General features: G+C 56.9%; 21 protein-coding genes. 13 read left to right on the top strand and 8 right to left on the bottom strand.

Annotated elements, in window-relative coordinates; all coding sequences use genetic code 11:
* The first annotated feature begins 292 nt into the window (after positions 1-292).
* The 6 genes from ACNT1W_RS09030 to ACNT1W_RS09005 all read left to right on the top strand — a co-directional run bounded on the left by ACNT1W_RS09030 (position 293) and on the right by ACNT1W_RS09005 (position 5,547).
* Positions 293-964, top strand: a complete 672-nt coding sequence (locus ACNT1W_RS09030) for a CsgG/HfaB family protein (protein ID WP_012005823.1) — start codon at positions 293-295, stop codon at positions 962-964.
* Positions 965-982: 18 nt separating this feature from the next.
* Positions 983-1,339, top strand: a complete 357-nt coding sequence (locus ACNT1W_RS09025) for a DUF4810 domain-containing protein (protein ID WP_012005822.1) — start codon at positions 983-985, stop codon at positions 1,337-1,339.
* On the top strand, positions 1,336-1,995 hold the full coding sequence (locus ACNT1W_RS09020) for a DUF799 domain-containing protein (protein ID WP_012005821.1): 660 nt from the start codon (positions 1,336-1,338) through the stop codon (positions 1,993-1,995). Before ACNT1W_RS09025 ends, ACNT1W_RS09020 begins: the two co-directional genes overlap by 4 nt.
* 127 nt (positions 1,996-2,122) lie before the next feature.
* On the top strand, positions 2,123-3,613 hold the full coding sequence (gene amyA / locus ACNT1W_RS09015) for an alpha-amylase (protein ID WP_419246664.1): 1,491 nt from the start codon (positions 2,123-2,125) through the stop codon (positions 3,611-3,613).
* A 123-nt stretch (positions 3,614-3,736) separates the two neighbouring features.
* Positions 3,737-4,585, top strand: coding sequence for a PA4780 family RIO1-like protein kinase (locus tag ACNT1W_RS09010; protein WP_261434825.1), 849 nt, complete (start codon positions 3,737-3,739; stop codon positions 4,583-4,585).
* A gap of 143 nt (positions 4,586-4,728) precedes the next feature.
* Positions 4,729-5,547 (top strand): helix-turn-helix domain-containing protein, encoded by an 819-nt coding sequence (locus ACNT1W_RS09005; RefSeq protein ID WP_419246663.1) that lies wholly within the window; start codon positions 4,729-4,731, stop codon positions 5,545-5,547.
* Here ACNT1W_RS09005 and ACNT1W_RS09000 read toward each other — a convergent pair.
* Both ACNT1W_RS09000 and lsrG read right to left on the bottom strand, forming a co-directional pair.
* Positions 5,544-6,137: a LysE family translocator gene (locus tag ACNT1W_RS09000; protein WP_017892037.1), complete on the bottom strand. Its 594-nt coding sequence runs from the start codon at positions 6,135-6,137 to the stop codon at positions 5,544-5,546. The two genes, ACNT1W_RS09005 and ACNT1W_RS09000, sit on opposite strands and share 4 nt — an antisense overlap.
* Before the next feature lie 87 nt (positions 6,138-6,224).
* Positions 6,225-6,518, bottom strand: a complete 294-nt coding sequence (gene lsrG / locus ACNT1W_RS08995; protein WP_012005816.1) for a (4S)-4-hydroxy-5-phosphonooxypentane-2,3-dione isomerase — start codon at positions 6,516-6,518, stop codon at positions 6,225-6,227.
* A 193-nt stretch (positions 6,519-6,711) separates the two neighbouring features.
* On the opposite strand from lsrG, the gene lsrK reads away from it, so the two are divergent.
* From lsrK to ACNT1W_RS08960, 7 genes are all read left to right on the top strand, one after another.
* Positions 6,712-8,277 (top strand): autoinducer-2 kinase, encoded by a 1,566-nt coding sequence (gene lsrK / locus ACNT1W_RS08990; RefSeq protein ID WP_165366772.1) that lies wholly within the window; start codon positions 6,712-6,714, stop codon positions 8,275-8,277.
* Between the two features lie 235 nt (positions 8,278-8,512).
* The gene (locus tag ACNT1W_RS08985) at positions 8,513-9,697 is read left to right on the top strand and encodes an MFS transporter (RefSeq protein ID WP_112364516.1); all 1,185 of its coding nucleotides are present in this window, start codon (positions 8,513-8,515) and stop codon (positions 9,695-9,697) included.
* Positions 9,698-9,757: 60 nt separating this feature from the next.
* Complete coding sequence (locus ACNT1W_RS08980; protein WP_012005813.1) at positions 9,758-10,651, top strand: LysR family transcriptional regulator; 894 nt, start codon at positions 9,758-9,760, stop codon at positions 10,649-10,651.
* A gap of 52 nt (positions 10,652-10,703) precedes the next feature.
* Positions 10,704-11,165 (top strand): GNAT family N-acetyltransferase, encoded by a 462-nt coding sequence (locus ACNT1W_RS08975; RefSeq protein WP_012005812.1) that lies wholly within the window; start codon positions 10,704-10,706, stop codon positions 11,163-11,165.
* A gap of 58 nt (positions 11,166-11,223) precedes the next feature.
* Positions 11,224-11,565 carry an HNH nuclease YajD gene (gene yajD / locus ACNT1W_RS08970; protein WP_004942039.1) on the top strand — a complete coding sequence of 114 codons (342 nt, stop codon included), beginning with the start codon at positions 11,224-11,226 and terminating at the stop codon, positions 11,563-11,565.
* Positions 11,566-11,841: 276 nt separating this feature from the next.
* Positions 11,842-12,477 carry an AAA family ATPase gene (locus ACNT1W_RS08965; RefSeq protein WP_112364519.1) on the top strand — a complete coding sequence of 212 codons (636 nt, stop codon included), beginning with the start codon at positions 11,842-11,844 and terminating at the stop codon, positions 12,475-12,477.
* Complete coding sequence (locus tag ACNT1W_RS08960; RefSeq protein ID WP_012005810.1) at positions 12,474-12,770, top strand: hypothetical protein; 297 nt, start codon at positions 12,474-12,476, stop codon at positions 12,768-12,770. Before ACNT1W_RS08965 ends, ACNT1W_RS08960 begins: the two co-directional genes overlap by 4 nt.
* Before the next feature lie 31 nt (positions 12,771-12,801).
* On the opposite strand, the gene ACNT1W_RS08955 is transcribed toward ACNT1W_RS08960, so the two are convergent.
* From ACNT1W_RS08955 to ACNT1W_RS08930, 6 genes are all read right to left on the bottom strand, one after another.
* Positions 12,802-13,533 carry a substrate-binding domain-containing protein gene (locus ACNT1W_RS08955; RefSeq protein ID WP_419246662.1) on the bottom strand — a complete coding sequence of 244 codons (732 nt, stop codon included), beginning with the start codon at positions 13,531-13,533 and terminating at the stop codon, positions 12,802-12,804.
* Positions 13,526-14,305, bottom strand: a complete 780-nt coding sequence (locus ACNT1W_RS08950; RefSeq protein ID WP_419246661.1) for an ABC transporter ATP-binding protein — start codon at positions 14,303-14,305, stop codon at positions 13,526-13,528. Before ACNT1W_RS08950 ends, ACNT1W_RS08955 begins: the two co-directional genes overlap by 8 nt.
* Positions 14,298-15,296, bottom strand: coding sequence for a FecCD family ABC transporter permease (locus tag ACNT1W_RS08945; RefSeq protein WP_261408305.1), 999 nt, complete (start codon positions 15,294-15,296; stop codon positions 14,298-14,300). Before ACNT1W_RS08945 ends, ACNT1W_RS08950 begins: the two co-directional genes overlap by 8 nt.
* The gene (locus ACNT1W_RS08940) at positions 15,293-16,342 is read right to left on the bottom strand and encodes an ABC transporter substrate-binding protein (protein WP_419246660.1); all 1,050 of its coding nucleotides are present in this window, start codon (positions 16,340-16,342) and stop codon (positions 15,293-15,295) included. Before ACNT1W_RS08940 ends, ACNT1W_RS08945 begins: the two co-directional genes overlap by 4 nt.
* 168 nt (positions 16,343-16,510) lie before the next feature.
* On the bottom strand, positions 16,511-18,808 hold the full coding sequence (gene bglX, locus ACNT1W_RS08935; RefSeq protein ID WP_419246659.1) for a beta-glucosidase BglX: 2,298 nt from the start codon (positions 18,806-18,808) through the stop codon (positions 16,511-16,513).
* Positions 18,809-18,924: 116 nt separating this feature from the next.
* Entirely contained in the window at positions 18,925-19,854 is a 930-nt protein-coding gene (locus tag ACNT1W_RS08930) for a LysR substrate-binding domain-containing protein (protein WP_261098926.1), read from the bottom strand.
* Positions 19,855-20,028 lie beyond the last annotated feature (174 nt).

Raw genomic sequence — 20,028 nt, 5'->3', positions numbered from 1 at the left:
AAATAAAAAACCGTAAAATATATACTTTATAAATAATAAACCCATCAAAAAACGGATAATTCAGCAAACCAGATAAAATACGAATGATATCCTTACACAATCCATTGTATTTGAATGAGTTATTTAATCCCCAATAGCGCCAATTATGTCGATATTCAGTTGTATTTTGTTACATATCCATGGCAGGATTGCCCCGTTTAAATAGCACCTATTATTTCCCCTGCTGTTTAAATTCCTGGCGCAAAACGGTCTGTCTTGCGCGCTTTTATAATCATGGAGAGATTGTATTCCGATGAAAAAATCACTCGTTGTCTGCTCAGTCGCCCTTTCTGTCAGCATGCTGGCAGGCTGTGCTACTGAATCCTCGCGCTCTCTGGAAGTGCCTAAAGTGGCGTCCTACAACACCAATTACCAAGGCCAGCGCAGCCCTATCTCCGTCGGCAAGTTCGATAACCGCTCCAGCTATATGAACGGCATCTTCTCCGATGGCGTGGATCGCCTGGGTAACCAGTCCAAAACCATCCTGATCACCCATCTGCAGCAAACCGGCCGCTTCAACGTGCTGGATCGCGCCAATATGGATGAGTTGAAAACCGAAGCCGGCATTAAAGGCAAAACCCAGACGCTGAAAGGTGCCAACTACGTGATCACCGGTGATGTTACCGAGTTCGGCCGTAAAGAAGTGGGGGATCACCAGCTGTGGGGCATTCTGGGACGCGGTAAAACGCAGGTGGCCTATGCCAAGGTCAATTTGAATGTGGTCAACGTACAGACCTCAGAAGTGGTTTACTCCACCCAAGGTGCCGGCGAGTACCAACTCTCCAACCGTGAAATCATCGGCTTCGGCGGCACCGCCAGCTACGATTCCACCCTCAACGGCAAAGTGTTGGATCTGGCCGTACGCGAAGCGGTCAATAACCTGGTTGCCGGTATCGAAAGTGGCGCATGGCGCCCTGCTAACTAACGGAATAGAAGCAGCAATATGATAACTAAAAAAATGGGTGGGGCGCTGTTCGCAGCGACCCTGCTGGCCGGCTGCGCCGCGCCAAAAACGATCTACAACTGGGATGGCTACCAAACCTCGATTTACCAATATTACCAACAGGATGGTCAAAGCCCTGAACAACAGATTTTGACGCTAAAAGAAATTGCCGAAAAATCTCGCGCCAAGAATAAAGCCGTGCCGCCGGGCCTGCATGCACAACTGGGGTTGCTGTACAGCAAAACCGGCAATACCGGCCAGGCAATGACCGAGTTCAATACAGAGAAAACGCTGTTCCCGGAATCAGCGCCGTTTATGAATTTCCTGATGGCCAAGGATAAAGGGAGTTTTAAATGAAGCGTGCATTAGCTTTCTTCAGTATTGCTGTCACCCTGCTGCTGAGCGGTTGCGCCAAACAAACTGCTTACGATTATGCGGCGTTCCACGAGAGCAAACCGAAATCAATCCTGGTGCTGCCACCGGTCAATCAATCGCCGGATGTCAAAGCCAGCCACAGCGTCCTTGCCAGCACCACGCTACCGCTGGCTGAAGCTGGCTATTATGTGCTGCCGGTCGCCGTGGTTGAGGAAACATTCCAGCAAAACGGTTTGACCAATGCCAATGATATCCGCGCCGTCAGCATCCAAAAGTTGCATAAGATCTTCGGCGCTGACGCAGTACTGTATCTGGACGTCACGCAATATGGCACCAGCTATATAGTGATTAACAGCGAAACGCGCGTCACCGTAAAAGCCAGGTTGGTCGATCTGCGCAACGGCAAGCAGCTTTGGGCCGGTAGCGCCACGGCATCCAGCAACGAAAATAACAACAACTCCGGCGGCGGTCTGCTGAGTATGGTGATCAGCGCCGCTATCGCGCAAATCGCCGATACCATCAGCGACAAGGGCTTCGATGTCGGCGCTATCGCCAATACCCGCCTGTTATCGGCAAACGGTCAGAACGGCGCCATTTTGTATGGCCCGCGCTCGCCGCATTACGCCAGTCAGCGTTAATCCTCCAGGGCGGCACATGCGCCGCCCAAACCGAGTTTCCCTTTTGTCAAAACTAGCCCATGCTGTAACAGGATGGATGAGCCACGGCTCATTTCGCACCTCTTTCTGGCAATAGGGCGGCTTGCTCATGACGAAAAAAACTACCTTGCTGCAGTTTTTCCATTGGTATTACCCGGATGGCGGTAAGTTATGGCAGGAAGCCGCCGAACGCGCCGCGCAAATTGCGCAGTTGGGCATCACCGATCTGTGGCTGCCCCCCGCTTATAAGGGGGCTTCCGGCGGCTATTCGGTGGGTTACGACAGCTATGATCTGTTCGATCTGGGCGAGTTTGATCAAAAAGGCAGCCGTGCCACCAAATACGGCGACAAAGAAGCGTTGGCAAACGCCGCGACTACGCTACGCGACAACGGCGTACGGGTGATTTATGACGTGGTTTTCAACCATAAGCTCGGTGCCGACGAAAAAGAACAGGTGCATGTCTACAAGGCGGACGCCAACAACCGCAACGATATCAACGGCCAGGGCTTCGACGCCCTGGCCTACACCCGCTTCACTTTCCCCGGCAGACAAGGCACCTATTCCAAATTCATTTGGGATTACAAATGCTTTGGCGGGGTTGATTACGTTGAGCAGCCCGATGAAAAAGGCGTGTTCAAAATCGCCAATGACTACGGCGACGACGGCTGGAACGATCAGGTCGGCGACGAAAAAGGCAACTACGATTATCTGATGGGGGCCGACGTCGAATTCCGCAACCCGGCGGTGGTGGAAGAGCTGAAATACTGGGCGCGCTGGCTGCTGGAAACCCTGCCCTGCGATGGCTTCCGGTTGGATGCCGCCAAACACATTCCGGCCTGGTTCTTTAAAGAGTGGGCTGACCACGTGCGTGACAGCGCACAGCGCGATCTGTTTATTGTCGCCGAATACTGGTCGCACGATTTGGCCGCGTTGCAACAGTATATTGACCTGGTCGAGGGCAAAGTGATGCTGTTCGACGTAGCCTTGCACCTGAAGTTTCATCAGGCATCGAAACAGGGAGACGGGTTCGACATGGCGCAGATTTTCACCGATACCCTGACCGCGGCCGATCCGGCCCATTCGGTCACGCTGGTCGCCAACCACGACACGCAGCCGTTACAATCGCTGGAAGCACCGGTCGAACCCTGGTTCAAGCCGCTGGCCTACGCCCTGATCCTGTTGCGCGAACAAGGCGTGCCCTGCGTGTTCTATCCTGACCTGTACGGTGCCAGCTATAAAGATAAAGGCAGCGACGGCCAGGAATACCAGATTGATATGCCGGTCATCCCTGAGCTGGAAAAGTTGATTCAGGCGCGACAACGCTTTGCCAACGGCGTGCAAACCGATTATTTTGATGATAAAAACTGCGTGGCCTTCAGCCGCAGCGGTACCGCCGACGCCCCTGGTTGCGTAGTGGTACTCACCAACGGGGCTGAAAGTGGCAAAGCGGTTTCGCTGGGCACTGAACTGGCACATAAAAACTGGCGCGACCTGCTCGGTAACCGTCAGGATGAGGTCACCACCGACGAACAAGGGAGTGCCACTTTCCCGGTTAACGGCGGCAGCGTCAGCGTTTGGGTACTGGCAGAAACCCTGTAGCGGGTGCGCCGTTACGATCATGTATCGCAGCGGCGGCAAACTAAATTTTGCCTTTCGGGTCTAAATTGAGGTAACACCTTAGCAAACCATTCACACCGGAGCCTAAATAGGGTACAAGGCTGCATGAAAATTCCAAAACGACTCCAGCCATTGGTAGATGATGGTTTAATCGACGACGTCATTCGCCGTTTGAAAAGTGGCAAAGAAGCCGACGTCTTTATCGTGCGCTGCGGCGAAGAGATCCGCTGCGCCAAAGTTTACAAAGAAGCAGACAAGCGTAACTTCAAGCAGGCAGTGAACTATCAGGAAGGCCGCAAGGTGCGTAACAGCCGCGATGCGCGTGCCATGAGCAAAGGGTCGAAATTCGGTCGCCAGCAGCAGGAAGAAGCCTGGCAGAACACCGAGGTCGACGCGCTGTACCTGCTCGCCAAAGCGGGCGTGCGTGTGCCGCAACCGGATATCTGTCTCGATGGGGTGCTGCTGATGGAACTGATCACCGACGAAGATGGCCTGGTAGCACCACGTCTGAGCGATGTTACCCTGACGCCGGAACAGGCACGGGCCGATCACGCACTGATGATGAATTACGCAGTGCGCATGCTGTGCGCCGGTCTGGTACATGGTGACTTGTCGGAGTTCAACGTGTTGATGGACAAAGATGGGCCGGTGATTATCGATCTGCCACAGGTGGTGGATGCCGCAGCCAACAACCACGCCAAAAGCATGTTCGAACGTGATATCAACAACATGTCGCATTTTTACGGCCAGTACGCGCCGGAACTGCTGGGCAGCAAATACGCCAAAGAGATTTGGGCGCTGTATCAGGAAGGTAACCTGACGCCGGCTAGCGTGTTGACCGGCAAGTTTGTCGAAAGCAACAAACACGCCGATGTCGGTTCAGTGCTGGAGGAAATCCAGGCGGCCAGCGAAGAACATCAACGCCAGTTGATGGCCCGCAACGAAGAAGATTAAAAGCCCCCCGGTCATCTCTACGTGGCCGGGGCTTATTCAATCCTGAAGACAGCCAAACACATTAAAAATCATCATCCGCATTCCCTCCCACGCTCATTTTACGCTATAACAAGCTAGCCCTGTCGTCTCTGAAAGGAAAGTTCATGACCGCTACCGCGCCGCAATTCTGGCGTGATCCGCAGCTCCCTTTTGTGGAAGCTCGCGCCATTGAAGATGGCCGCAAAGTTTGTTACGCCCTGCATAGCCATGAAATTTTCTCCATCGGTGCTATCACCGGCGGTACCAGCATTTATATTAACGGCCACCAACAGCGGCAGGTCAGTACCGGCGACGTGGTGATCATTAACCCGCAGCAGGCCCACGCCTGCAACCCCATCGGCGACCAGCGCTGGTCATACATCATGTTTTATATTGATGCCACCTGGCTGGGTAATCTGCAGCAAGAGATCGTCGGGGGCGACGGTGGTTTTATCCCATTTGATCAGGTCATCAGCCGTGACCCTGCCCTGTTCAATGGCCTGAACCGGCTTTATTCCCTTTTGATCGACCCGCAGCATTGCCAGTTGGAAAAACAAATCGCCCTGGTGGAATACTTCACCGAGCTACAAATCTGTCAGGGCAATGTTCGCCTGCCTGCCGCCGAAGCCGAGCATCCGAGACTCAAGGCGGCGGCGACCTTTATCAGCCAACATTGCACTCAACCACTGACGCTGGAAGCCATCTGCCAGGCGGCAGCGCTCTCACCCTCCTACTTGATTCGCGCCTTTAAGCGACGTTACGGCATGACGCCGCACGCCTACCTGGTCAATCAGCGCATTCAGTTCGGCCATCGTCTGCTGAAACGCGGTTATCCGATCGCTGCAGCGGCCAGCGAAAGCGGCTTTGCCGATCAGGCGCACTTTCAACGCACCTTCAAACTGCTACTGGCTGCCACCCCCGGCCAGTACCAAAACCCGCGCTAAACGCCGTCGGCCAGCAGATAGCAGGCACTGGCCGCCAACAGCAACGCCATCAAACGGTTAAAACGCTGCACATTGCGAGCCTGTTGCAATACCCCGCTCAGCATCGCACCGGTGTAGGCCCAGCACGCCACCGAGGCATAGCAGATGACAAAATAAATCACCGCGAACTGCCATAACAGCAAGCGGTCACCGTCGGCGACAAACGCCCCCAGACTGGCCACCGATGCCAACCAGGCTTTAGGGTTCAGCCACTGCAACAAGGCGCCATACCAGAACGAAGGCGCTTGCGACGGGCTGCCATTGCCCAGCCGTCCGTCGTCAAAGGCCAGTTGATAAGCCAAAAACAGTAAAAACGCGATACCTGCCCACTGGATCACCTGAGTCAGCACCGGCCACAGCGTCAGTAACTGGTGCAGCCCCAGCCCAATCAGAATCAATAGCAGGGTAAAACCCAGCGTGGCACCAAAAACATGCCGCAGGGTAGCGTTAAAACCAAATTGCGCCCCGGCGCTCAGCGCCACGATATTGACCGGGCCGGGGGTGATGGAGGAGGCCAGCGCAAAAGCGGCCATCGAAAGATAAATATTCATTACGGGCACCTGAGAAAGAGTTCACAGATGCCAGACTGACGGCCAGAGTAAGCAATGTATTGAATAAAATTACCCTGGCGTACTGGCCTAACCCGGCATCAGGCCGATAAAGCTGGTTTTCTTGCGCGGCCCGGTCATCAACGCCTCCAGTTTTTCCACACATTGCAGATAGTGCGGCGTCTTTTTGTGGGCGGCGACGGCCTGCTCGTCCCGGTAGGCTTCATAGATATAAAAACGCGTCGGGATGGTTTCATCCTGCAACACGTCAAAACGCAGATTGCCCGGCTCTTCGATCGCGCCGAGATGATTGGCGCGGAAGACCTCAATAAACTCGTCGATTTTGTCCTGTTTAACGTTAATTTCTACCAGAGTGACGTGCATGGTGGCTCCTTGTTTCACCTTGAAGGTCTATACCCTATAGCTTTCCAACCATAGGTTTATTCCCGCTGATTTACCCCCCGCAACGGCAATTTTGCAGCACAGTTCACAAATCCTGCCGGCCTCGCCGTTTCCCCCATCGGTACAAAGTACAGGCCATCTATAGTTAAGATCCCAACCCCAGAGAGTGTGAGCTATGGATAACTATTTGATGGCGCTGGACGCAGGTACCGGTAGCATTCGCGCGGTCATCTTCGATCTAGCAGGCAATCAGATCGCTCAGGGCCAGGCGGAATGGCGGCATCTGGCGGTGCCGGGGGTGCCCGGCTCGATGGAGTTTGACCTGGCCCATAACTGGCAACTGACCTGCCAGTGCATTCGCCAGGCGCTGCAAAACGCCGGTATTTCCGGCCAGGCGATCCGTTCCATCGCCTGTTGCTCGATGCGCGAAGGCATAGTGCTTTACGATCGCGACGGCACGCCGATCTGGGCCTGCGCCAACGTTGACGCGCGCGCCAGCGAGGAGGTCAGCGAGCTGAAAGAGCTGCATAACCATAATTTCGAACGTGAGGTTTACCAATATTCAGGCCAAACGTTGGCGTTAAGCGCCATGCCGCGCCTGTTGTGGCTGGCGCATCACCGGCCGGACATTTACCGTCAGGCTGCGACGCTGACCATGATCAGTGACTGGCTGGCGAACATGCTGAGCGGTGAACTGGCGGTCGATCCTTCCAACGCCGGGACTACCGGCATGCTGGATTTGGTCAGCCGTGACTGGCGACCGGCGTTGCTCGACATGGCCGGGCTACGCGCCGATATGCTGTCACCGGTGAAAGAAACCGGCACTGTACTGGGGCACGTCACCGAGCAGGCGGCCCAACAAAGTGGCCTGCTGCGCGGTACGCCGGTAGTGATGGGCGGCGGCGATGTGCAACTGGGTAGCCTTGGGTTGGGGGTGGTGCATGCCGGGCAAACTGCGGTATTGGGGGGTACCTTCTGGCAACAAATCGTCAATCTGCCGGAGCCGGCCACCGATCCGGAGATGAACATCCGTATCAATCCGCATGTGATCCCGGGTATGGCACAGGCAGAGTCGATCAGCTTCTTCACCGGATTGACCATGCGCTGGTTCCGCGATGCCTTCTGCGCCGAAGAAAAACTGATGGCAGAACGGCTGGGCGTGGATGCCTACAGCCTGATGGAAGAGATGGCTGCACGTGTCCCCCCAGGGGCCTACGGAGTGATGCCAATCTTCTCCGATGCCATGCATTTCAAGACCTGGTACCACGCCGCGCCTTCGTTTATCAATCTGTCGCTCGACCCGGAACGCTGCAACAAACAAACGCTGTTTCGTGCCCTGGAAGAGAACGCCGCGATTGTTTCGGCTTGCAATCTGGAGCAGATCGCCCGTTTTTCCGGCGTACAGGCACGTTCACTGGTGTTCGCCGGCGGTGGGTCGAAGGGCAAGCTGTGGAGCCAAATTCTCAGCGACGTGACTGGCCTGACGGTGCGCGTGCCGGTGGTGAAAGAAGCCACTGCGCTGGGCTGTGCGATTGCTGCCGGCGTGGGAGCCGGGCTGTATGAGTCGCTGGCACAAACCGGCGAGCAATTGGTGCGCTGGGAGCTTGAGTATCAGCCGGATATGGCCAATCATCAGCTGTACCAACGACAAAAAGAAACCTGGCAGCAGGTCTATGCCGACCAGCTAACTCTGGTAGACCATGGCCTGACCACTTCGATGTGGAAGGCGCCGGGATTGTGAATCTGGTTTGGGCACAGCCTGCTGCGCCCATCACATAAGCTTATGCCAATTAAGCATTTTACCGGCCGATTGGCTGCCAACCGCCGCTATGCTTGCCTCGCGTGATTATTCCCCCACAGAAACAGTGTAACTACCGCAAACGGATTTATCCGCCGCCAATGCCTGCGTAAATTGTGATCTCTGTCACTCCGCGCCCTGAGCGCGGTTTACACCTTGAACTGGGACGAGCGGTATTATGCTGAATAATAATGATAAACCTGCACCATCAGCCTGGCTGGCGATTTTCTCACTGACGGTCGCCTGCTTTGTGATGGTCACCACCGAGTTTCTACCGATCGGCCTGCTAACCAACATCGCGCCGTCGCTGGATGTCAGCACCGGCAGAGCCGGCCTGATGGTGACCGTGCCCGGCATTATCGCGGCGATCGCCGCACCGGCACTGAGCCTGGCAGCCGGTCGGCTCGATCGTCGCCTGCTGATGCTGGCGCTGAGCGTACTGCTGGCCATCTCCAATCTGGTTTCCGCCCTGGCGGTTAACTTCCCCATGATGCTGCTGGGCCGCGTGTTACTGGGTATCTGCGTCGGCGGCTTTTGGGCTTTCGCCGCCAACTATGGCCGCCATCTGGTGCCGGAAGCCAGCCAGGGACGCGCCACCGCGCTGATCCTCAGCGGTATTTCGGTGGGTGCCGTATGCGGCGTCCCCGCCGGGGCCTTGATTGGTGACCTGTTCGGCTGGCGTGCCGCCTTCTTTGGCAGCGCGGTGCTGGCCGTCGGGGTATTGCTGGCGCAACTGCGCCTTTTGACCTCGGTCCCCCCTACTCGCCCGGTCACCGCACGCGATCTGCTGTTACCGCTGCGCCTGCCGATGGCACGTACCGGGCTGATTGCCATCGTGCTGTTGTTTATCGGCCATTTTGCCGCCTATACCTACCTGAAACCGCTGCTGCAACAGGTGTTTGTCCTCAGCCCGTCGGCGATATCACTGCAACTGCTGGCCTACGGTGCCATTGGCCTGCTGGGCACCTTCCTCGGCGAACGACTGGCTGAACGCAGCCTGCGTGCCACCTTTATCCTGATCACCGCCATGTTGGCGGCTATCCTGATTGTCTCGCCGTTCCTTAGCGGTATCGCCGGTGCCACGCTGATGGTGATGGTGTGGGGGTTGGCGTTTGGCGCCGTGCCGGTCTGCGCCACCAACTGGATGTTCGCCGCCGTGCCACAGGCACCGGAAGCCGGTCAGGCACTGCTGGTCTGCGTGATCCAGATTGCGCTGGCCTCCGGTGCGCTACTGGGTGGTGAAGTGGTCGACTGGCAGGGCGTCAGCAGCGCCATGCTGTTTGGCGGCGCACTCACGCTGTCCGCCGCGCTGGTTTTCGGCCTGACCTTGCGTTCCGGCATGATTGGCGCTAAACAGTCATAATCATTATTTATCTACAGAAACACACCCCGGCCTCTGCCGGGGTTTTGCACTGAGAGCGCTATGGATCATCATTTACTCGCTATCCGGGTGTTTAACCGCGTGGTGGAAACCGGCGGTTTCACCCGCGCCGCAGACTCGTTGCGGATGCCCAAGGCCACCGTCACCAAGCTTATCCAGAGTTTGGAAGATCATCTGCAAACCAAGCTATTTCAGCGCACCACCCGCAGCGTGTCGGTCACTGCCGAGGGCGAATGCTATTACCAGCGGACGGTAAAGTGGCTGGCGGAACTGGAACAGATGGAAGGCAGCATGACCGAGTCGCAGAGTGCGCCACAGGGCGTGCTGCGGATTGATGTCGGCGGATCCACCGCACGCCAACTGCTGCTGCCGGCGCTGCCGGACTTTATTGCGCGCTACCCGCAAATCCAAATTGATCTGGGCGTAGGCGACCGACTGATCGACCTGATTAACGACAGCGCCGACTGCGTGATCCGCAGCGGCCCGCTGGCCGATTCCAGCCTGATTGCCCGCCGGCTGTTCGAACTTGAATGGGTCACCTGCGCCACCCCAGCCTATCTGGCGCGCCACGGCACGCCGCAACACCCGTGCGATCTGGAACAGGGTTATCCGTTGGCGCACTACCGCCATGCGCTGAACGATCGCATCCAGCCGCTGCACTTTGTTGATCGGGGCAAGGAGATTGATATCCAGCACCGCTACCACGTCAGCGTCAACGAGAGCAATGCGCTGCTGGCAGCGGCATTGGCCGGGCTGGGCATGATCCAGACCTTCCGCTTTATGGCGCAGCCGCATCTGGACAACGGCGAACTGGTCAGCCTGCTGCACGACTGGCAACCGCCCTCGGAACAGATGTACGTGGTCTATCCCTCCAACCGCCATCTTAGCGCCAAGATGCGCGTGTTTATCGATTGGGCGATCGAGACCTTCAAATAAGCGAAAACTGCCGCTATAGTTGGCTGTCATTGGGCAAAAAACGAACCGAATCATGCATATTGAACAACTTTCTGCGTATCGCCAGCGCATTGATGAACTGGCTGCATTACTGCATCAGGAGTGGCAGGATTTCCCCCCGTGGAGCTGCCGCGAAAAAATCAGCCGGCGTCTTGAACAGCGTTGCGAACCGCAGCACCCTGGCATGGCGCTGTTGGCTCTGTCGCCGCAACAAGAGATCCTCGGCACTGCCAGCCTGATCGTTTACGAATTGGCGGATAAACCGGAGCGAAAGTTCTGGCTGGGTGAAGTCTTTACTTCCCCCCAGCACCGCGGTCAGGGGGTGGCTCGCCGCCTGATCGATCACTGCGTCGCCCACTGCCGCCAGCAACAAATCGCCGAATTGTATCTCTACACTCCCGATCAACAGTTGCTGTATCAAAAACTGGGCTGGCAACCGGTTGAGTTGCGGGAGGTTTGTGGCGAAGACGTGACGGTGATGTGCCGCACGCTGTAACCCGGCACGTTGTGGTATTATTTAGCGTATTATTGTTATCACCCGACGGGCAAACACCATGGCATATATCCCAAAAAACTACGCGAGGCTGGAGACCGGCTACCGCGAAAAAGCATTGAAAATCTTCCCCTGGGTCTGCGGGCGTTGCTCGCGCGAGTTTGTTTACTCCAACCTGCGTGAACTGACGGTCCACCATATCGATCACGACCACAGCAACAACCCGGAAGACGGCAGTAACTGGGAAATGCTGTGCCTGTATTGCCACGACCATGAGCACTCCAAATACACCGAAGCCGATCAGTACGGCTCCACGGTGATTGCCGGTGAAGACGCGCAAAAAGACGTCGGGGTAGCCACCCATAACCCGTTCGCCAATCTGAAGTCAATGTTGAAAAAGTAACCTTTTCCGCTCAGTCATCATTGGCAGCTTAATAACTTATTAAGCTGCCAAATTAAAAAAACTCTCTCCGCGCAGCCACTTCCCAGAGCATTCCTACTTACCCAGCTACTAAGTTAGCAGCAAAATAAGCTGTAAAGTTAACCGCATACTGGCTTGGCAAGCCGCCGTCGTTGGTGCATATTGTTCAAGCGTTGTTATTGTTAACCTGTTTAATTACCAACCCAATAAGTTGTTAACTTAATAAGCTATCAACTTAATAACTTGAGAGATGGCAGCATGATTGTTTTGATTGGCTCGCAAAAAGGTGGCGTAGGGAAATCGACCAAGGCGGTCAATATCGCCGGATATCTGATCCTCAAACAGGGCAAAACTGCCATCATCGTTGATGCTGACGATCAGAAATCAATCATGACCTGGTACAACGACCGTCAGAATGTCGAAGGCCTGCCGCATATCCCGGTGGTGGCTGCCTCGGGCAAAATCAAAGAGACGCTGTTGGAGCTGGATCGCCATTACGATTACGTGATTGTCGATACCGCCGGCCGCGACAGCGCCGAGCTGCGTTCCGGTCTGCTGGCCGCCGATCTGTTCCTCTCCCCCCTGCGCCCATCACAGATGGATCTGGACACCGTCGGCTATCTGTCGGAAATGTTTGCCACTGCGCAGGAATATAACGAGAAGGTGAAAGGCTACATTGTGCTGAACATGTGCCCGACCAATATCTTTATTAATGAAGCTAACGAAGCGGCACAGGTGCTCGGCGAATATCCGGAGTTGCAGCTGGTCAGCAACCGTTTGTGCGACCGCAAGATTTACCGCGATGCCTGGGGCGAAGCCATCACCGTGCATGAGGCGAATAACCTAAAAGCGCAGGCGGAAATCGAAAGCCTGGTGAAGGAGGTGATCCTGTGAAAAAACGCACCCCAAGCCAGCGTATGTCGGAAGACGAGTTCATCAACAGCGCCACTTCCCACACCTTGCTGGCCCCCGCGCCGGAAGCCAAACCGCAGGGCCGCAAACGCACTTATAAAGCTATTTCGGTCAGCCTGACCGATAACCACGTCGACGCCATTGATGAAATCATTGTGCAGGCAGCACGAAACGGCGTGGTGCGCATTACCCGCTCCGACATTATCAAGCTGGCGATCGACGGCCTGGCCGAGAAGAGCGAAGACCACCTGCTGCAACTGCTGAAAAAACTGTAATAACCTCACAACCTGCCAACTTGATAAGCTACTAACCTATTCTGTTGGCAGGTAAAAAGCCCTGTTCCCTCAGTATCCCCTGCCCCTGCTCCGCCAGAATAAATTCGGCCAAGGGCTGCGCTCGCACATCCAGCAGGCACAGGCCATAGTCCGCTTCTATCGTCAGTGGAGTGGGTAACTGGCGCACCAACAATTCGGGATAGCACGCCAACGCTGCACCATAGCTGGCGTAACCGAGGAAAATATCCGCCTGTCCGCTATTGAGCAGGTACTCTGCCGCCAGTCGATGTGGCGGCAGCGGCGCGGAGTTCGCCCCGCCTACCAACGCCAAAGCCCGCTGCTGCAAAGCGACGCCCTGCCCCGGTGCCAACAGCTCAATACGCTCGAACAGTTGCTGCGCATAGTCGCCGGAAGGGTCAGCGCCCGGCGTTGACGTCGCCACCCGCCACCGTGAGTCCCGCAGCACTTCCAGTAAGGGACGATCCGTTAACCCGGTAATGTTTCGTACCGTGGCGCACAGCCTATTCCGGGCAAAAAGTTGCACCTGTGACGATAAGCGCAAATCCACCAATCGCTGCGGATGCGCCAGATTGGCCGAAGCGAAAATATGCGGTCGCTCCCCGGTTTCGATTCGCTGGCGCAACAGGCCCGCCGGGCCAAATACCGTCTCCACCGCTGCACCGGTTTGCACCTTAAACGCGGCCAGCAACGGACCCCATGCCCCGCGCAAGCTACCGGCGGCAAACAGCAGAATATTACTCATTTTCACGCTCCCGTTGGCTGCGATACACCGGCACCAGGGTTTCGAACTGCCGACCGTCAATTTGCAATGCTACCCGCTCAATCGTTAAATCGAACAGCGGCGACAGGCTTTCGGCCGTCAGCACCCTGGCGTAAGGCCCAATCTGATGTTGTCCTGCGGCCCCTAACAACAGGGCGCGATCGGCCACTGCGTGAGCGTGGTTGGGCTGATGGGTAGAGAACATCACCGCCATCTGCCGCTCCCGTGCCAGCTGCGAAATCAGGCTCAACACCCGGTCCTGATGATGTAAATCCAATGCCGAGGTCGGCTCGTCCAGCATCAACACCTCGCAGCTCATCGCCAGTGCGCGGGCTATTAATACCAATTGCCGTTGCCCGCCGGACAGGCTGCCAAATTCACGATCGGCAAAGCCCAGCATATCCAGCGAATGCAGCGCCTCTTTCGCCAATCGGTGATCCTCCGCCGACGGGGTACGGAACAGACCCACGTAACGTGCCCGCCCCATCAGCACAATATCCAGCACCCGATAAGCAAAGGGAGCGCTGAAATGCTGTGGCACAAAGCCGATACCCTTGCCACGTTCAACCGCCCCCTGCTGCAGGGGTAAGGTGCCGAGCAGCAACTGCATCAAAGTGCTCTTGCCACGCCCGTTGGGGCCAAGCACCGCCAGCACCTCACCGCGCTGTAACTGCAGATCCAACCGGTTAAACAACGGGGCCTGACCGGGCCAGCCAAAGCTCAAATCCCTGACCGTCAATAGCGTCTCAGCCATGCCAACCTCTCAGTTGCGCCCGGCGCAACAGCAACGCAAACAGCGGCGCACCAATCAGCGCAGTCAGGATCCCCAATGGGATTTCGCTGCTGCTCAAGGTACGCGCCAAATCGTCTATCAACACCATATACAGCGCCCCCAGGCACATAGAGGCAGGCAGCAGGCGACGATGATCCGGGCCGACCAGCAACCGGGCAACATGCGGTATCACCAACCCAACCCAGCCAATGCTGCCACTGACCGCCACCTGCGCCGCGACGATGGCGGCACACAGCGTCAAAATCAGCCAGCGGGTTCGTTCGACATTGATGCCCAATCCTGCGGCGTCCTCATCTCCCAGCGACAACAAATTAATACGCCAGCGCAACGCCATCAGTAACCCACCGGCCAGCAGCAACGGCAGGAACAGCATCAAAAGTTTGTTATCGTCGGCGGTCGCGAAGCTGCCCAGCAACCAGAACACGATGCTCGGCAGTTTCTCTTCGGTATCGGCCAGATATTGCAGCAGGCTGACGCAGGCGGAGAAAAAGCCACTGAGGATCACGCCGGCCAGCACCAGCGACAGAATATTGCGCCGGGCGATAGCGCTGGTAATGGCAAAAATCAGCAGCAGGGCCGCCATGCCGAACACGAAAGCGGACAGCAACAGCGCCGCCATCGGCAGGCTGAGTAATATCGCCAGCGTGCCGCCAAATGCCGCACCGGAGGAGACGCCGATAATATGCGGATCCACCAGCGGGTTGCGAAACACGCCCTGCAGCGCCGCGCCGCACAGGGCCAATGCCGCCCCGGCACCCATCGCCAGCAACACCCTGGGCACGCGCACCCCGAGGATCACCTGACGTTGTACCTCATCAATGCCACCGTGCGGACCGGTCAGCGGCTCCAGCAGGATCATCACGCTGTGAGTCGCCGATACCGGGTAGCGACCAATGCCCAATGACAGCAATGCGCAGAGCAACGTCAGCAGGATAAGCCAGCCCAGCCTCATGGCTCACTCTGGCAGCAGCTACTGCGGTAATACTGCCGGTAGTAGGCATCCACCCGCTGTTGCAAATTAACGTCGCCGAACCGCTGCGGATAAAGCTTTTTCGCCATCCACAATTCGCCCAGCGCCAGCGCTTCCGGCATCGGGTAACCCCAGGCCTTGGCGTATTCCGGCATCAGATAGACGCGCTTATTTTTTACCGCATCAATCCCCTGCCACTGCGGTGAATTGAGGATTTGCTTTACCACCTCGGGGTAGCGCTCCTGTACGAAAATCACCGCCGGGTTCCACTTCAGCACGTCCTCAATCGACACCTGCTTAAAACCTTTAATCTCCTTCGCCGCCACGTTGAGCGCCCCGGCATGCTGCATCATCAGCCCGGTGTATTTACCCGACCCGTAGGTGGTTAAGTCAGGGTTAGCCATATAGACCCGCACCCGCTGATCCTCCGGCAGGTCGCGCAGCCGGTCCGTCACCAGCGCCCGCTGCTGGAACACGTCCTGGATCAGCGCCTCGGCCTGTGGCTGGTGGCCCATTACGCTGGCGATCAGGCGAATGCCATCCTGCAAACCCAGGTTATAAGCCTGATCTTCATCTTTCAGCACCGGGTTCATTTTCCCCGCCTGATCCGCCGCCTCGCGGCGCAGTGAAATGGCCACCACCGGGATACCGGCCCTTTCAATCTGGGCAATCATTTCCGGCGGCGCATAGTTGGCCACAAACACCACCTGTGGATGCAGGCTAAGCAAACTTTCGATATTTACCGAGGTAAGATCGCCCGGCATCGGCATGTTCGCCAACCCAGGTGCCAGGCGCAGATAATTCGGGCCCAGTTGCTTCTTCCAACTGCTGAGCACGCCAACCACCTGCGGCAGAGCATCGAGCTGCACCAGCAGGTTCAGCGTCTGGTGTTGCAACACCACCGCGCGGGTGATGGTATCGGGCAGCGTGACCTGTCGGTTGAGTTGGTCGATCACCTGACGATCCGCCTGCGCGACACAAGAGAAAAGGACAAAAAGCAGCAACAGCCATGGGAAGCGTTTCAACATGGGGATTTCCGGTGAGTTATCGTTATATACAAAATGATATAGCGATAGTCATGGCGAAACAATCAGCGGGATCAACGATTGAGGAAATGAGGGGAGATAAACAAGAAGTGTTGGCCTTGCACGCCAACAAAACCCTCCCCCGCGGTAGCGAGAGAGGGTCATCAGATATTACTTCAGCGTAAAGCTCTGCGCCTGTACGTCGTCGGAATCCAGACCGACAAACACATTAAACTTGCCCGGTTCCGCGCCCCATTTCAGGCTGGCGTTATAGAACTTGAGATCCTCTTCGGTAATAGGCAACTCCACCTTCTGCGCCTGCCCCGCTTTCAGCATCACCTTTTTAAAGTTACGCAGCTCTTTCACCGGGCGGCTGACCGAAGCGGTCACGTCCTGCAGATACAACTGCACCACGGTGGCACCATCATATTTACCGGTGTTCTTGAGCGTGACGCTGGCAGTGATCTTGCCGTTGCGCGCCATCGTCGGGCTGGAGAGTTTCAGATCCGACAGGCTAAAGCTGGTGTAGCTCAGGCCATAACCAAACGGATACAGCGGGCCGTTCGGTGAGTCGAAGTAGCGGGAGGTATATTTACCCGGGTTTTCCTTGCCGAACGGACGGCCGGTATTCAGGTGGTTGTAGTACATCGGGATCTGCCCGACAGAACGCGGGAAGGTCATCGGCAGCTTGCCCGACGGGTTGTAGTCGCCAAACAGTACGTCGGCCACCGCATTGCCGCCCTCGGTGCCGCTGTACCAGGTTTCCAGCATCGCATCCGCCTGCTGACTTTCCCAGCTCAGCGCCAGCGGTCGGCCATTCATCAGCACCAGCACCAGCGGTTTGCCGGTTGCTTTCAGCGCGGCGATCAGATCACGTTGGCTTTGTGGAATGGTAATGTCGGCGCGGCTGGAAGCCTCGTGAGCCATGCCCTGCGATTCCCCCACCACTGCCACCACGACATCGGCTTTCTTCGCCGCCTGCACCGCTTCGTCAATCATCTGCTGCAGTGGACGAGTATCAAACGCCACCGCCGGCTCATATTCATTCAGATAGTTGATAATGCCCTTGTCCTGAGTGACGTTGGCGCCCTTGGCGTAGAGGATTTTAGCCTTGTCGCCCACCGCACGTTCCAGACCCTCACGCAGGGTGACCGACTGTTTAATCACTCCGGCCGCCGACCAACTGCCCATCACATCACGCTGGCTGTCGGCCATCGGCCCGACCAGCGCAATGGTCGCCTGCTTGCTGAGCGGCAGCGTCTGCTTGTCATTCTTCAACAGCACCATGGTTTTACGCGCAACCACGCGCGCTTCGGCACGGTGCAAACGGCTTTCGGCGTTAGTGTCCTGCGGATCGGAACCGACCGGCCCCAAGTGGGTGTAAGGGTCTTTAAACAGGCCCATATCATATTTGGTATTCAGCACGTCGCGACAGGCACGGTCGATGTCACTTTCCGATACCAGCCCGTCCTTCACCAGCCCCGGTAGGTATTGGTCGTAATATTCGTCGCTCATGCTCATATCGACGCCGGAGGTAATCGCCAGGCGCACCGCATCGCGCGCATCTGCGGCCACGCCGTGTTTGATCAACTCTTTAATCGCACCGTGGTCACTGATGGTGATGCCCTTGAAGCCCCACTGGTCGCGCAGCAAATCTTTCAGCAACCAGGGGTTAGCGGTAGCCGGAATGCCGTTTATCGAGTTGAGCGAGACCATCACCCCACCGCTGCCGGCGTCAACCGCGGCCTTATAAGGCGGCAGGTAGTCCTGGTACATTCTCAGTGGACTCATATCGACGGTATTGTAATCGCGGCCGCCCTCGGTGGCACCGTACAGCGCGAAGTGCTTCACGCTGGCCATGATTGAGCCGGGCTTGGACGGGTCGCCGTTTTGATAGGCATCCACCATCACTTTGGCAATTTTGGATACCAGCCAGGTATCTTCGCCGAAGCCTTCCGAAACCCGGCCCCAGCGTGGGTCGCGGGTGATGTCGACCATCGGCGAGAAGGTCATGTTCAGGCCGTCATCGCTGGCTTCCTGCGCAGAAACCCGGCCGCTGAGAGCGATGGCTTCGAGATCAAAACTGGCCGCCAGCCCAAGGCTGATCGGGAACACGGTGCGTTGGCCGTGCACCACGTCGTAGGCAAAGAACAACGGAATTTTCAGGCGGCTGAGCTGCATCGCCTGATCTTGCATGGCGCGAATATCCGGCCGAGTGACGGTATTGAAGATGGCGCCAATCTGCCCCTTGCTGATGCCGTCGCGGATCGCCTCTTTCGGGTTATCCGGCCCGACGCTGATTAAGCGCAACTGGCCGATTTTTTCGGCCAGCGTCATCTGTTTCATCAGGTTGCTGACAAAGGCGTCGCGCTGCTGGGCATTAACGCCCTGGATCACGGCGCTTTCCTGCGCAAAAACCGGGCTGATGGCCAGACCGGACAACATACTCACCACACAAAGCCATTTCATATTTTTTAATCTCAGGCATGTTCCCGCCGCAGGCGGCGACGGAGATGATTTATCAATGTGAAAAGGCAGTGTGCCATACTCCTTTTCGGCGCAGAAATAATTTGTAATGTTAAAAGTTACAAGCTGTTAGCGGAGGCTGCTCGATAATTTTGCAGCCGGCTACGGCTTTGCGCCGCTTCATCGCTGAGGAAATTGACCAGTTCGGTTAATGCCTGCGGCACCACCGCCCGTTCAGGATAGACCAAATAATAGGCTGCGCCGCTGGCCACGCTGAGCGGGAACGGCGTGACGATACGCCGCGCCTGGATATCTTCCTCCAGCAGACACAGGTCGCCGATGGCGATGCCAAATCCCTGTAACGCGGCACTCATCGCCAGATCCAGCGTATCGAAATGCTGTGCCTTGCCGGAGGGCAATACCTCCTGCCCCACCGCCTTCAACCACAGTAACCAATCGCGGCGATCGCGCGTGGGGTGCAGCAGGGTTTTATCCGCCAGATCGGCCGGCGTGGGTGGACGTGACAAGTCGGGCAGGTAAGACGGTGTGCAGACCGGCGTAAGAATTTCATCGAACAGGTGATGCACCCGCAATTTTTTGCCCTGTGGCTGACCGAATACCACCGCGGCATCAAAATGTTCGGCGCCAAAATCCAGCCCGTGCGACACCGAGGCGGTTAGCTCAATATGCATTTCCGGCCGTTCATTTTGCAGCCGGATAATGCGCGGCAGCACCCAGCGCATGGCGCAGGTCGGGCACTTGATGCGCAGAGTGCCCGGTTGCGCCCCAACCCGAGCCAGTGCCTCATCCAACTGCCCGAGCGCCTGCTGCACCGGTGCCAGCAACATCGCGCCCTGCGGGGTCAGCGTCAGGCCGCGCGCCCGTCGGCTGAACAACGGGTAACCCAGTTGCTGTTCCAGCCCGAGGATCTGCCGACTGACCGCGCCCTGCGTCAGATGCAGACTTTGGGCGGCATGGGTGAAATTAAGCCGCTGGGCCACCACCACAAAGGTTTTCAACACGTCGAGCGAAGGTAAGGATAACGACATAGTTAGCTCCTTTAGATGCCAGAAAATGGTCGGGACGAATATATGCGTCCCCTACGGCGATCCCGCATGGTAGGGGCGCTGCATGCTGCGCCCGTGGCGATGAGCAGAAGATAACAGCCATGATCTCTGTGCATGGCGAGTATGACAAACTTTCCCTTGTTGGCCCACCCTCCG

Source organism: Serratia sp. NFX21 (assembly GCF_048517035.1).
In the GTDB taxonomy this organism is placed as follows: Bacteria; Pseudomonadota; Gammaproteobacteria; order Enterobacterales; family Enterobacteriaceae; genus Serratia; species Serratia quinivorans.
Note: the sequence above shows the minus strand (reverse complement) of the source record. Positions and strands in the feature narration are given on the sequence as shown.